General features: G+C 58.5%; 12 protein-coding genes. 9 read left to right on the forward strand and 3 right to left on the reverse strand.

Features of this window, described 5'->3' with window-relative positions; all coding sequences use genetic code 11:
- Positions 1 to 99 precede the first annotated feature (99 nt).
- The 3 genes from EEQ99_RS03320 to EEQ99_RS03335 all read left to right on the forward strand — a co-directional run bounded on the left by EEQ99_RS03320 (position 100) and on the right by EEQ99_RS03335 (position 3167).
- Complete coding sequence (locus EEQ99_RS03320; protein ID WP_097545232.1) at positions 100 to 741, forward strand: HAD family hydrolase; 642 nt, start codon at positions 100 to 102, stop codon at positions 739 to 741.
- A 163-nt stretch (positions 742 to 904) separates the two neighbouring features.
- Entirely contained in the window at positions 905 to 1699 is a 795-nt protein-coding gene (locus tag EEQ99_RS03325) for an inositol monophosphatase family protein (RefSeq protein ID WP_028756652.1), read from the forward strand.
- Positions 1700 to 2246: 547 nt separating this feature from the next.
- Entirely contained in the window at positions 2247 to 3167 is a 921-nt protein-coding gene (locus EEQ99_RS03335; RefSeq protein WP_028756651.1) for an ArdC family protein, read from the forward strand.
- A 469-nt stretch (positions 3168 to 3636) separates the two neighbouring features.
- On the opposite strand, the gene EEQ99_RS03340 is transcribed toward EEQ99_RS03335, so the two are convergent.
- Complete coding sequence (locus EEQ99_RS03340; RefSeq protein ID WP_097545231.1) at positions 3637 to 4188, reverse strand: DUF2087 domain-containing protein; 552 nt, start codon at positions 4186 to 4188, stop codon at positions 3637 to 3639.
- A 638-nt stretch (positions 4189 to 4826) separates the two neighbouring features.
- Here EEQ99_RS03340 and EEQ99_RS03345 point away from each other — a divergent pair.
- The gene (locus EEQ99_RS03345) at positions 4827 to 5492 is read left to right on the forward strand and encodes a transcriptional regulator (protein ID WP_028756649.1); all 666 of its coding nucleotides are present in this window, start codon (positions 4827 to 4829) and stop codon (positions 5490 to 5492) included.
- Positions 5493 to 5607: 115 nt separating this feature from the next.
- Positions 5608 to 6141: a hypothetical protein gene (locus tag EEQ99_RS03350; protein WP_028756359.1), complete on the forward strand. Its 534-nt coding sequence runs from the start codon at positions 5608 to 5610 to the stop codon at positions 6139 to 6141.
- A gap of 258 nt (positions 6142 to 6399) precedes the next feature.
- Here EEQ99_RS03350 and EEQ99_RS03355 read toward each other — a convergent pair whose 3' ends face one another.
- The gene (locus EEQ99_RS03355; RefSeq protein WP_028756358.1) at positions 6400 to 7287 is read right to left on the reverse strand and encodes a GntR family transcriptional regulator; all 888 of its coding nucleotides are present in this window, start codon (positions 7285 to 7287) and stop codon (positions 6400 to 6402) included.
- A gap of 99 nt (positions 7288 to 7386) precedes the next feature.
- Here EEQ99_RS03355 and EEQ99_RS03360 point away from each other — a divergent pair, with 99 nt between their 5' ends.
- From EEQ99_RS03360 to EEQ99_RS03370, 3 genes are all read left to right on the forward strand, one after another.
- Positions 7387 to 8442, forward strand: coding sequence for an ABC transporter permease (locus EEQ99_RS03360; RefSeq protein ID WP_174824425.1), 1056 nt, complete (start codon positions 7387 to 7389; stop codon positions 8440 to 8442).
- Complete coding sequence (locus EEQ99_RS03365) at positions 8439 to 9203, forward strand: ATP-binding cassette domain-containing protein (protein WP_127430017.1); 765 nt, start codon at positions 8439 to 8441, stop codon at positions 9201 to 9203. Before EEQ99_RS03360 ends, EEQ99_RS03365 begins: the two co-directional genes overlap by 4 nt.
- A gap of 79 nt (positions 9204 to 9282) precedes the next feature.
- The gene (locus EEQ99_RS03370) at positions 9283 to 10200 is read left to right on the forward strand and encodes a sugar ABC transporter substrate-binding protein (RefSeq protein WP_028758526.1); all 918 of its coding nucleotides are present in this window, start codon (positions 9283 to 9285) and stop codon (positions 10198 to 10200) included.
- 316 nt (positions 10201 to 10516) lie between these two features.
- On the opposite strand, the gene EEQ99_RS03375 is transcribed toward EEQ99_RS03370, so the two are convergent.
- Positions 10517 to 11626, reverse strand: coding sequence for a LacI family DNA-binding transcriptional regulator (locus EEQ99_RS03375; RefSeq protein WP_028756395.1), 1110 nt, complete (start codon positions 11624 to 11626; stop codon positions 10517 to 10519).
- A 333-nt stretch (positions 11627 to 11959) separates the two neighbouring features.
- Between EEQ99_RS03375 and EEQ99_RS03380 the strand changes: the two genes are divergently transcribed.
- The gene (locus EEQ99_RS03380; RefSeq protein ID WP_028756645.1) at positions 11960 to 12922 is read left to right on the forward strand and encodes a sugar-binding protein; all 963 of its coding nucleotides are present in this window, start codon (positions 11960 to 11962) and stop codon (positions 12920 to 12922) included.
- Positions 12923 to 12974: the final 52 nt, after the last annotated feature.

Below are 12974 nucleotides of genomic sequence, written 5' to 3' on the forward strand. Positions count from 1 at the left end.
AAAATCCTGGGCCAGCCTGCGTTCGATGACCGCCTAACAGAACGAGCCTGTATGGAGCCCTTGCGTTAAACCGATGTTCGCCCGCCGGAAGGATTAGGTATGATTGATATTCTATCGCTGGAAAATGATTTCGAGGCCGTGATTTTTGATTGCGACGGCACACTTGTTCACACGCCCCCTGTCTATGCGGACGCATGGGCAGCCGGCTTTGCCCATTCCGGCAAACCGATGAATCAGGCCTGGTATTTGATGCGGGCGGGAATGTCTGAAGGGGTCCTTATGGAGGCCTTTGAGCGAGAATTCGACGTTGTGCTCGATCGCGAATCCGTCATCGCCACCATGCGATCGCACTTTCTTCAGAATCTACACAGAGTGCGTGAAGTGCATGTGGTTGCTGCGACGGTTCGCCGGTTGGCCGGCGTGCGTCCCATGGCTGTTGCCTCCGGCGGTTCGCGGGAAATTGTCACTGCGACCCTGCATGGAACGGGCCTGCGGGAATATTTCGACGAGTTGGTCACGATCGATGACGTGGCAAATCCAAAGCCGGCCCCAGACCTGTTTCTGCAGGCGGCCGCTCTATTGGGAATAGAACCAGCCCGGTGTGTCGTGTTCGAAGATAGCGAACAAGGTCTCGAAGCAGCTCGACGGGCGGGTATGAGCGCCATTGATGTGAATCGGCTTGATCTTCCTGAGCAGCAACGCGAGTTGAACATTCGCGACAGCTTGAAGATGAAGGCCTGAGATTCGGCTGCGCCTTTTCTTGCGCAGGTTCTTGATGTCCGTTGCCGATACATCTGAGCAGCGATTCTAATCACCCCCCTGATCGGCCGCTTCGCCCATCCACTTCGACGCCGACCTCTTAAACCACTCAACGACCTGAACTATTGCAAGGAGTACCAGCATTATGTCGCAACAGACGGAACTTGATACACGCTTTGTCTTTGCCAAAGCCGTTGCGCGGGAGGCGGGCGCTATGGCGCTCGACTATTTCAACGGGCGCGACAGACTCGTGATCGAAACGAAGCGGGATCTGCAGGACGTCGTGTCAATTGCCGACCGCAACGTCGAGACATTCATACGAGAGCGCGTGGCGGAAGCTTTTGGGGCAGACGGATTTCTCGGCGAGGAATACGGTTATCAGGAAGGGGGGTCGGGATTGACATGGGTTGTCGATCCGATTGACGGAACAGCGCCATTCGTCAATGGCATGCCGACATGGTGTGTATCGATTGCCGTTCTGCACCGCGGTATGCCCGTGATCGGCGTGATCCACGTCCCGTGCGATGATGAACTCTACGCAGCGGCGGCGGGCATGGGCGCGAGCCTGAACGGCAAGAAACTCAGCCTCGATCCGTCACGGACTTTGCAGAATGCAATGACCGGCATTGGCTGCAATTCCTATGTAACCCCGGAGCGGGTAGGCGCAATTGTGTCTGCTTTGCTTGCCAAGGGTGGCAACTTCATCCGCAATGGCTCGGGCGCCTTGATGCTGGCCTATGTGGCCGCGGGGCGGCTTGTTGGCTACTACGAGCCCCACATGCGTGCCTGGGACTGCATGGCCGGCTACTGCCTCGTCAAGGAAGCCGGTGGAACCCGTCTAGCCTTCCCGGCTGAGGGCGAAGCCTTGCTGCAGGGCCATCCGGTGCTGGCGAGCAATCCGACAGTTTATGCCGATTTGCTTGCAATCCACACTGGCTGACCTTCAAGGCCGCTCAGTGCACTTTTCTGGCCGATACGGCCAAGGCGGGCCAGACGCATGAGCTAACCCGTCCGGAGGCCTGGGCACAGGGCCAATGACTGGCAGTCCAACCTTGATGGGACGCTGCACTCCGTCCGCTATAGGCATCAGCGCCTGATCGGACCTGCCAAACTTGGCCTTCGAGCTGAAGCGGTGAGCGGCATCCACTTCAGGATCGTCTCGGCGTTGCGTGGCGACGTTGTCGATATCGCCGGGTTACTGGCGCGGCCGGCCAGGTGGGCCTCATTGCCGCGGTCCATCTGCGGCGTGAGCGACGGCCTGACACCTCGCAGATCTGCCACGTCTGCCTGCATCAACACTTGCCGATCCTATTGCGGCCATTGCGTCCTGCCTCGGCTTCTGGTCCTGCCAGGCTCGCGCCGCCCGCAACGGCCTTGCCGTCCTCCACTACGTTGCGGCCCTGCGGGTGCAGGCTGCGCTTGCAGCCTGGCTTTCGGACCGCCGTAGCAGGTCGCGATGGCCGCGACCTCGAAACGGAGGTTCAGACATGAGCAGGCAGCCATCCCATCAACGATCCGATATCTATAGCCGCATCACCACCAAAATCATCGCCGATCTCGAACGTGGCGTGCGGCCGTGGACCAAGCCCTGGACGACGGGACATGCGACGGGCGAGGTCAGCCGGCCACTGCGCCATAACGGTCAACCCTATTCCGGGATCAACGTCCTTCTCCTCTGGTCCGAAGCCATCGCCCGTGGTTTTGCCTCATCAAGCTGGATGACGTTTCGCCAGGCAATCGAGCTCGGCGGCGCCGTCCGCAAGGGCGAAACCGGCACAACCGTGATCTTCGCCAGTTCGTTCATCCGCACTGAAACGACGGAGACTGGCACTGAGGTCGAACAGGATATTCCATTCCTCAAAGCTTACACAGTGTTCAACACCGATCAGATCGCCGGTCTCGACGGGCGTTTTGATGACATCGCACCTGTCGTCGATCCAATGAGCCGCATCGGCAATGCCGGCCGCTTCTTTGCCAATACCGGTGCGCTGATCCGGCACGGAGGTACGGCTGCCTATTATGCCGCTCAGCGTGATTACATCCAGATGCCATGCCTGGATGCCTTCAGGGACGATGCCTCCTATGTCGCCATCCTCAGTCACGAGATGACGCACTGGACCGGCGCACCACGAAGGCTTGATCGCGATCTCAGCCGCTACGCAAAAGGCAGGAGCGAACGTGCCCGTGAGGAGCTGATTGCCGAACTCGGCAGCGCGTTTCTCTGCGCCGATCTCGGCATCGTCCCCGAGCTCGAACCACGACCCGACCACGCAAGCTACCTCGACGGCTGGCTCAAGGTTCTGGGCAACGACAAGCGTGCCATCTTTTCAGCGGCAGCACATGCGCAGCGCGCCGTCGATTACCTGCATTCCTTGCAGCCGAACCGCGACGAGGAGGAGGCGGCGTGAGCCGCCTCTGCCTCATCCATGAGAGACGCGCATCACGGCAACGGTCCGCTAGCCACGCGACAAACGCGGCTAACCACCGTTGCTGTAGATATCGACGCGCTGACAGCCGCAGCTAGCAGAGGGTTCCTGACCTCTTGCTCCATCGCCTCCAAGTTCTCCAGACCACGTCCAAGCTCGACAGGCAGCCGGAGCAACAGGTTGAACCAGGAGCGACGAAAAGCCGAGGTGAAGCGAGCTCCTTAACTCCCCACGCACAGGTTCGATCCCTCACAAGACGCTGCCGGTCACCGGTCGAAAGACCTGAACTCCAGCAATCAGCCCCACATAGCATGTCAGATACATCCGCCTGACGGATGGGCCAAATTTCGCTTGCATTCTTTGCGAGACGAGCCTGGGTCGGACTTCATCATAAAGCCCTCGCCACCGCCGATCACGAGAATGGGATCGGGATCAGTGCCGATTGGACTGATCAGCGCAAGATAAGACGGAGCGCCGCTGCCGCGTCGCTAGGCATTGGTCGTTCGACGCGTCTGTAGACTCGTCCGTTCGGCGTCCGGGTCATCAGCCCGAGATCACAGAGCTCGCGGCGCAGAAGTGCGTAATCGCCGAAGTCATGGCGCTCATTGAGCAGGATGTTTACATCTGGCTCAGAGAACTCGCGTGCTGCCGGAATCTGCGCCCACAATATCCAAAGCGCAACGATCTGGTCAGTGCGTCGCGCCGGCCAACGCAGCAATCGGCCGCCCTTGTCAAAGCAGCGGGCAATTCTCTCCACCAGCCTCTGATTGATATCGGAAGGTTGCTGAAACAGTTTGTCGTCGGGTGGGCTTGGTGCCGGATCCCCCGCACCTTTCACCGTCGCTCGCAAATTCTGGAAATTGCCGAGCCCAGCAGCTTTGGCGAGGATATTCAACAATTCGAGGTGGGACGGGAGTCCATCTTGGTTGGACAATTGCGATCTCACCGATTTGGCAAACGTCGAAACGTCGCTCAGATTAAGCGGTATCAGTTTTCTGGACATGACCTATCCTTCGGTCGTGCCGTCCAAAAGGATCATCGGCGATCGCCCTTCCGACATGGCACGGATTGGTGTCCATATCTATCTTGACAGGCAGGTTTAGCGTGTTCGGGGGAACGGCGATGCCTGGGTGAACTGCGGACCCGGCGTCGCACATAGCATCCAGTATTAGAGAGTTCAAGTGGAACGGAGGACCCTTGACGGTTCTGCTACGGAGCGCGGAATGATGCGCGTCCATCCTGTCGATTGTAGACGGGCTCTAGTTGTCACCCGGATCATTATGCTGTCCCTCGCGACGATAAGCGGCTCATAATGATCTGATATACCAACCTAATGCGTCCTGATCTAAGGGCTTGCTTATTGAACCCCCGAACAAGGCCGCGCATACTGGAGATCCCCGCTGATTGCCTCGCAAGAGCGACCCAGCACAATCATACGCTTTCGGTCGTGTTTTGAAGCACGGACAGGACATCTCCCTCAACGTCGTGATGACTTCGAGCGGAGGACGATCCGTCAGAGCCGTGTGCATGGCGGGGCGCGTCATGGGTCTAGACCGGCAGCGCGACAGCCGTTATCTACGGAGTCCGTCGCGGTGCTGAAGACATCGCTGGAACATCACCGCAGACACCCAAGGCCTCTTAGTGAAAAAACTCCAACGCAGTTTTGTTGTCGAACACAAATCGGGTCGGCGAAGAACCGAGAGCAAATCGAATTCGATCTGGGGAGACATGGATCTCAAGTCCATCGCTCAAGATGTGCAGGAAGAGGCAATGCTCTTTCCGCCGGTAGGCTTCCAGGTTGGCAAACCAGGCGGTGAGCTATCTCTGCCCGAACGGGGACAGCCGGGAGTGTTGACACTGCCGGCCCGACAGCGGACAACTGAAGCGGCTTTACAGGAGACCATAATGGCCGACGAACGAGATACGACAATTGTTGCTGACGCCCCAGCGGTAACGGCTCCCGCGACGATTAAGAAGCAGCGCAAACCTCGCGCAAAAAAGGTGGCCGTTGAAACCCGGTCAGCCGAAGTTGCGGCAGAGCCCGCGGATGCTGCCAAGACGGCAGCCGGAAAACCGAAGAGAGGACGCAGGGTCAAGGCCGATGACGTCGTGAACAGCGCCAAGCGTGGGCGAATCAAACGGACTCCGAAGGCGGTGCAAATCGAGAGCGCACCTATAACGGGGGTGATCGATGAGATGGCGGACCTACTGCAGCTGGAAGAGGAAAATCGAGGACTGCGTAAGCTGTTGGCTGAGAAGCTTCGCGCCGAAAATGCCGAATTGCGAAAGCGGCTCAACCTCGTTTGACCAACGGTTGCCGGCACATTTCCGTGTTTATGGAGATGTGCGTCTGGCGACAGTTCCCGTTGCCGCCAAGACTTGAATTCGCAACTGCATGTGGGGTAACGCGAGGTCGAATAGAATGGCGTCTCCATGGAAACTTCTTGCTCGGTTGGTGTCACCGCGACGGCTTCCGAAGGAAGAAAACAACTCGACCGGTGATGTGACGCCGGAAATGTCGACCGTCGACAGGCCGACTGCACCGGCGGACGACGAAGGATTGCGATTCACAGACCGCCCAGCAGGCGAGGAGCTGCGGCCTCACGATCAATCTGGTGCGAGGTCTGGTGAGCTGCAGGAACAGGGCGCGCCGGTTATTGAAGGCGCCAAGCCGCTGGAAGCTGCTAATTCGGTTGTATCTGATGACACCGACGTGCTCGCATACGACGCTTCGAGACCCTCGCAGACCCGCCGAGGCGCAACCCGAAAACGGGGCAGCCGCAGCAGGAAAGCCGAGACTGGGGTCGTTCGGCATGAGTCTCCAGGCGTTCCCGCACTGTCTGATGAAGCGATGAGCCTCGATAAAGAGATCAGCTTGCTCCGGGAGCAACTGGCGAACAAGCTTCAACTGCAAAACGCACAACTGAAGCGGATGCTGGCGCGATTTGAACGTTGAAGCTGTCGGTGGCTCGAGCTCCAAGCAGAGGGGCTCGCCATTGCAGGAAGCATTTTCCGCCGCGCGGTTGTGGGGGATGGCTTGGACGACCTAATTGTTGTCGGAGATACATCCGCACGCCAACGGGACCCCCCTTGCTGCGCAGCGGCAGATCGTCTTTTTATGCTTTTTCCGTGATCGGCACATCGGCGGACGAGACACTTCAAACCAATCAAGCCTTTTCCGCATTGGACCATGAGTGCCGCGTGCATCTCAAGGTTACTGCATGATCGAACGAAGCAAAGTCTCGCGGGCGGACGTCAGATGCAGTCGACAGGCGCGATCGATCGAGGCGACGTTGCGGCTTTCAAGGGCTTCGATCAACGCGAGATGTTCCCTGATGGCAACCTCGTTCCGCGCGCGTTCATCGCGCTTGTTCCACTGATAATGGTAGTGGAAGACCATGGCGATAACGTCTTGGAAGCTTTCGATAAAGCGGTTTGGCGCGACTGCCGTAATCAGCCGGTGAAATCGGCTGTCCAGCTCCGAGAAATCCTGAAATCGAGCGTCAATATCTGCGAGCAGCTCCAAATGCGCCGCTCGCATGGCCTGGATCTGTTTCCAGACGGGCGACCCGTCGGGCAGGGTGGCGAACAGCCGGGCGGAGCGCATTTCGAACATCTCTCTGATCTCGAACAGTTCGAGCGCGAAACTGGCCGTGAACCCTTTAAAAACCCAGCCGGCATTCTGACGCTTCTCGATCAGCCCATATTTCTGAAATCGGTTGAGAAATTCACGGATAATCGTTGTCGCGACGCCGAATTTCCGGGCCAATTCCGTCTCATTGATTTCTGTGCCCGGACAGGCATCACCGCGCAGCATCCATTCCATGAAGCTCGTCTCGACCTGTTCCGAAATTGCCAAGGTCTCTTCCTTCGGATAGCGCTCTTTCTGCCGCGGCTGCTTGCGTATAATCCGTCGGTGGGCTTCAGACATAATGATCCCACGTGCGGCCATCCCTGCCAGCACCTTTCGCACCGTTGTTCTGCTCACGCCAAGCTGGGCGCGCAGTGCGTTTTCGGACGGCAATTCCTCCCCAAGATCGAGTGTTCGAATGATCTCGATCATATCATTGAATGCCCGCTTGAATGTCGTATCGGTTCTCATGGCGCAACTCCAGGTATGGTTTGATATCCATAAAAAACAAGTTGACGTACGTGTATCATATGTTTCTTATGTATAAAAAACAGGGGAGGCTAGGGGAAATTGGAAGACTCCGGGATTCTGCCTCAGAATTCGTCGCGGCCTGGTGGTTCGCAAGCAACCTTCCGCCCGAGACAATCTGGCATCTCATTGGGACTGAAGCTGTTGAGCCTTGGCCCGTTGTTGATCCTGATATTGCTCATCGCCGTCGTCAGTTTGATCACGCCGGCTTTTCTAAAGCCCGTTAACCTGGGGAACATCTTGGCGCAGACGGCAGTGATTGCCGTTGTGGCGATGGGGCAGCAGCTCGTTATCCTGACGCGAGGGATCGATCTGTCTGTCGGCTCGAATCTTGCGCTGGCGACAGTCATCGGCGGACTCGTCTACCAGCAGGTTGATTCCTCAATCGTCGTCATTACGGCCATGCTGGTTGCGGGTACGGCTGTCGGTGCGGTCAACGGCGTGGTCTTTGTCTACGGGCGGCTGCCACATCCTTTTATCATTACCCTTGCAAGCTTGAGTATCTGCCGCGGCCTGGCACTTGCATTGGCGCCAGGCCACACCACCATGCGCGGAATGCCCGACGCTGTGACGGCGATCGGCGGCGGTACGACGCTTGGCGTGCCCAATTCATTCTTTGTCGTCGGCATGTTCGGGCTTCTTTTTCTGATCCTGACGAAGTCGATGGTCTGTGGCCGATGGATCTATGCGGTCGGCGGCTCGCCGAGTGCTGCCAGAAGCATGGGCATACCGGTAAGGGGCATTTTGCTTTCGACCTATATTATTTCCGGCTTTTGTGCAGGCCTCGGCTCGGTGCTGCTCGCGGGCCGGACCGCCGCCGCCTCGCCAATCTACGGCAATCTTTTGGAGCTCGACACGATTGCTGCGGTGATTATCGGTGGCGCTAGCTTCCTGGGCGGACGAGGTCATCTCGGCCACGCCCTGATCGGCGCCGTGCTGATCGGCGTCATCCGCAACGCCCTTAACCTTCTCGGCGTCGACGTGTTCTTTCAAATGATCGCGATTGGGCTCGTTATCGTCATCGCCGTGGAGGCTGACGTGCTCCGTAACCATCTTGAAGCACGCGCCCGCGTGCTTCAATCGGCGAGCGCACGATGAGCCCGACATCCATCACACCGGCACTTTCGGTTCGAAACGCCCAGAAGCGCTTCGGCGCAATACACGCCCTGAAAAATGTAAGCTTTGATGCCTATTCAGGTGAGGTAACCGCTCTCTTGGGTGACAACGGCGCCGGCAAGTCGACGCTCGTCAAATGCATTAGCGGGCTTCATAGCCTCGACGAAGGAGAAATCCTCGTGGATGGTGCTCCCGTATCGCTCCATTCGACGGCAGCCGCCCGCCGCGCCGGCATCGAAACCGTCTATCAGGATCTGGCGCTTTTCGACAACCTGACCCCCGTACAGAATTTCTATTGCGGACGGGAAGTCGCTTTTCCCTCTTGGTTGCCGCGTCCGCTCCGCTTCCTCAACACGGCCGCGATGAGGCAGGAAGCGGCGAGTGTTATCGATCGTCTGAAGGTTAAGCTGCCGAGATTCGATGCGCCGGTCGCGCTGATGTCCGGCGGACAACGACAGGCGATCACGGTCGCGCGCGCCATAGTTTTTGCGCGCAAGCTGGTGATTCTTGACGAACCGACGGCCGCCCTCGGTCTTCGCGAGTCTCGCCAGGTTCTTGACCTTATCAAACAGCTCAAAGCCGACGGCAACGCCGTGATCATCATCACGCACAACATGGAGCATGTGGTCGAAATCGCCGATCGGGCGGTTGTGCTTCGGCAGGGTCGGAAGGTGGGCGAATTGAAGCCAACGGAAGCAAACAAGCAGGACGTTGTCGCGATGATTGTCGGCGCCGAGGCTTAAGGGAGATCGCTGCTTCGTGGGGGCAGCGGACAACGAGATCGCTCTAGAGGAGGGCGGTCGAAAACGTGGGAGGTGTATCATGAAACCGCAATCCCTGCTGGGAGCTCTTGCGCTCCTGGCCGTCGCCGCAGTCCCGTCCTTGGCGCAGGAGCCGGTGAAACTCGGCTTTATAACGAAATTCCCCGTACCGTTCTTTGCAACAATGGAGAACGCAGCCAAAGAATATGCAAAGAGAAATCCCGGGGTAGAGATCATCTATGGCCAGGGTGCGTCCGCAACCGACATCGAGGGCCAGATTGCACAAATCGAATCAATGGTGACTCGAGGGGTGCAGGGCATCGCCCTCACGCCTGTCGATCCCACCGTGTCGACAGCCCTGGACAAGGCAGTGGCGGCCGGTATCAAGGTCGTGCTGATGGATAACAATATTCCGGATTGGAAAGGCAGGACGGCGCTTGCCACGACGGATAATTTCGCTGCAGGCAAAATCGCCGGCGAATATCTCAAAACTGTTCTTAAGGCCGGCGACACCATGGGGATTCTTGAGGGCGTGCCCGGCGTGCCGGCGCTTGATGACCGTGTGAAGGGTATGCTTGAGGGGCTCAACGGTCTTGACGTCAAGATCGTCGGGAAAGGCGCCACAAACTGCAGCGAGGAACTCGGGATCAGTGTCGCCGAGGATCTGCTGACGAAGAACCCAGACCTGAAGGCCATTTATGCCGCTTGCGGCCCGCCCGCTGCCGGAGCGGCGCGCGCCATCAAGAACGCCGGCACTGCCAACGACAAGATTGTGCTGGTCGGTTTCGACTTCTGTTGCGGTGAAGAGGAGGCGCTAAAGAGTGGAGTGGAGGATGCGTCGGTGGCGCAGTTCCCCACCAAGATGGCTGAACTCGGTGTGGATGCACTGGTAAAGGCGATTCGCGGAGAGAAGGTCGAGTCTTTGATCGACTCCGGCGCGGCGCTGGTGACGCCTGAGAATATGGCAAAATTCCAGTGAACCGTTGCTCCTGCGGGTATTGGATCAAGCAAACGGTCCGTCCTTCTCGGGCGGGCCGGACGTTTGACCACTCTTTGCGCCCTCTCCTCAGTTCGCTTGAATTTCCCTGGCAGGCTGGATGCCGATGCCCCGTACCGCAATCGACCTTCGTCGGTCGTCGACTTTTCGTCGCCGCAGCACCTATTGTCTCTTTCGGCTTTTTCAACCGGTGTCGTGACCGGTTCGGTCACGGCCATGTGGTCGCTGCGAACCAGGGAGAGCGGTCAATTTTCCGGCCCAGAGCCGGCCGTGTTTGGCGTTGGCGCAGACCCGAGAGCTATGGCTGAGCATGCGCCCCATCGTGGATCAGCCGCGCTGCGGTTCGCGGCGCGGCGACGGAATGACGCTTCACGAGAGAGCATTCGAGCTTTGCGATCGGATAGCGCTTGCCGGGCACGCTTTCCGGGTTGAGATGTTCGATCGCCCATTGCCCCATGGCGAGATGTGGAAGAACCGAAGTCGTCAGCGGAGGTACGAGATGTCGCGAAATCTCTTCGTCATCATAACCCACCACCGACATGTCCTGGGGAATGCGGAGCCCTGCGTCTTTCAGCGCTTCGTAGCACCCGATGGCCGTGCGGTCGTTCTGGCAGAAGATCGCGGTCGGCGGCTCTGCCAGGGCAAGCAGTTTCATCGTGGCGGCATAGCCGGCGCCAGCCGACCAGTCGCCTTCAACCACCAAGTCCGGATCGAAGGGTATATCGGCGGTGGCCAGCGCCCGGCGATATCCCGTCAGCCTATCCTGCGCAGCCTGCATCCAGATTTCGCCGGTGATCGTCGCGATGCGATGATGGCCGTGCATGATCAGATGCCGCGTCGAGCTTTGGCCTCCGGCGATCTCGCTCGGCACCACGGCAGGAAAGGCATGGTCCGCCGTGTAGCAGTTCAGCAATACTGTCGGGATTTTCAGCTTGTAGATATAAGAAGGGAGCTCGATCTGGCGGGTATAGATCGTCATATAAATAAGGGCCGATATGCCCCCGTTCGTCAACGCCTCGATTGCCTTCGGCTCCATGACAGGATCGCCGAGCGTCTGTGTTACCAGCAGGACATTGCCGGCGTTCCAGGAGGCTTGCCGTGCGCCTTCGATCGCGACGATCGCTTCCGGGCTGGTGGCAAGCTGATCCACCGCAAAACCGATCACATTGTCCGTTCCCGAATAGGAGGCCGTCGTCGTGTAAGTCGGTCCCACATAGCCGAGCGCACGCGCCGCCTCCCAAACCCGGTCGCGCGTCTGCTGCGAGATTCGGGTGCCGGGCGTATCATTGAGGACGAAGGAAACGGCTGCCTGCGAGCAGCCCGCCGCCGCGGCAATGTCTGTCATCGTCACGCGGGCAGGCTTTTCGGCGGGATGCCTGTTCCGCTTTTGGACCGTTGGTTTTCGCATTCTTGGAAATTGTCTCCGATCGGGATTGATGGGCACGGCAGCTAATAAACATTAGCAGTCATTCGAAAGCGCTGACAATGGAGTGAACTGCCGTAACGCTATATATTCTAGCATTTTCCAGTAAAAAAATTGCGCATGATATAAAGTATGATCAAATGTTTTGATGCAGGTTGATAATACTATTTACTAATTAAGATAATTGTATACCGTCGGGGAGCGATCGGAACATATGCCACTCGTCGCTCGCGCGACGGCCCCAGGGAGGGGGCGTGCATCCGGCCGGCCGCTCATCGCAAACGGGCCAATGCAACCGCGGCCCTCGGGAGGTATGTTATGAAGAAGCTGAAACGCAATGCAGCCTTGTTCTTCGCCGGGTTGATGCTGAGCACGGCGCCGATTGCCGTATCCCATGCTGCCGACAAGCCGACACTTGCATTCGTCGTCAACGGCGCGTCCGACTTCTGGAAAGCTGCAGAAGCGGGCGTGAAGAAGGCCCAGGGCGAAATGCCAGACTACCAGATGGAGCTGAAATACCCTGAGCAGGCATCGGTCGCCGTTCAGCAACGCCTGATGGAAGACTTGGTCAGTGCTGGCGTCAAGGGTATCATGGTCTCTGCGGTCGATCCAAAGACGCAGACGGACGGCCTGAATAAAATTGGCTCGCAGACCGCTCTCTTCACCACCGACAGTGACGCCCCGCAGACCAATCGCGTCGCCTATATCGGTTCATCCAACATCGACGCTGGCCTGCAGGCAGCCGAAATCGCCAAGAAGGCGATGCCGGACGGCGGCAAGTGCATCGGCTTCGTCGGCCTGCTCGGCGCCGACAACGCCAAGGAACGCATCCAGGGCATGAAGGATGGCCTGAAGGGCACGAAGATCGAGTTGACCGATGTACGCGGCGACGATATCGATCAAACGCGCGCAAAGAAGAACGTCGAGGACGCGCTGGTGGCCAGCCCTGACGTCACTTGCATGGTCGGCTTCTACTCCTACAACACGCCACGCATCTATGAGGCGCTGCGCGACGCCGGCAAACTCGGCCAGATTACCGTCGTCGGCTTTGATGACGATCCGATCACGCTCGGCGGCGTCAAGGAAGGCACCATCGCGGCGACCGTCGTGCAGCAGCCGTTCGAGTGGGCCTATCAGGGCATGAAGCTGATGGCAGCCTATCTCAAGGGCGACAAATCAGGCGTTCCCAGCAACGGCTTGATCATCATTCCGACCGTGATCATCGGTAAAGATGACGTTGACAAATATGCCGCCAACCTGAAGGCCATGGCTGGTAAATAACCCTCCTTCGCGGCGGGGCACTTGCCGCCGCCGCGAAAGACGTCTCATGCCG

Origin of the sequence: Rhizobium anhuiense, from assembly GCF_003985145.1 — a bacterium.
GTDB lineage: Bacteria > Pseudomonadota > Alphaproteobacteria > Rhizobiales > Rhizobiaceae > Rhizobium > Rhizobium anhuiense.

Coding starts and splice junctions, on each gene's coding strand:
- EEQ99_RS03320 (WP_097545232.1), top strand. CDS start 100: ATGATTGATATTCTATCGCTGGAAAATGATTTCGAGGCCGTGATTTTT.
- EEQ99_RS03325 (WP_028756652.1), top strand. CDS start 905: ATGTCGCAACAGACGGAACTTGATACACGCTTTGTCTTTGCCAAAGCC.
- EEQ99_RS03335 (WP_028756651.1), top strand. CDS start 2,247: ATGAGCAGGCAGCCATCCCATCAACGATCCGATATCTATAGCCGCATC.
- EEQ99_RS03340 (WP_097545231.1), bottom strand. CDS start 4,188: ATGTCCAGAAAACTGATACCGCTTAATCTGAGCGACGTTTCGACGTTT.
- EEQ99_RS03350 (WP_028756359.1), top strand. CDS start 5,608: ATGGCGTCTCCATGGAAACTTCTTGCTCGGTTGGTGTCACCGCGACGG.
- EEQ99_RS03355 (WP_028756358.1), bottom strand. CDS start 7,287: ATGAGAACCGATACGACATTCAAGCGGGCATTCAATGATATGATCGAG.
- EEQ99_RS03365 (WP_127430017.1), top strand. CDS start 8,439: ATGAGCCCGACATCCATCACACCGGCACTTTCGGTTCGAAACGCCCAG.
- EEQ99_RS03370 (WP_028758526.1), top strand. CDS start 9,283: ATGAAACCGCAATCCCTGCTGGGAGCTCTTGCGCTCCTGGCCGTCGCC.
- EEQ99_RS03375 (WP_028756395.1), bottom strand. CDS start 11,626: ATGCGAAAACCAACGGTCCAAAAGCGGAACAGGCATCCCGCCGAAAAG.
- EEQ99_RS03380 (WP_028756645.1), top strand. CDS start 11,960: ATGAAGAAGCTGAAACGCAATGCAGCCTTGTTCTTCGCCGGGTTGATG.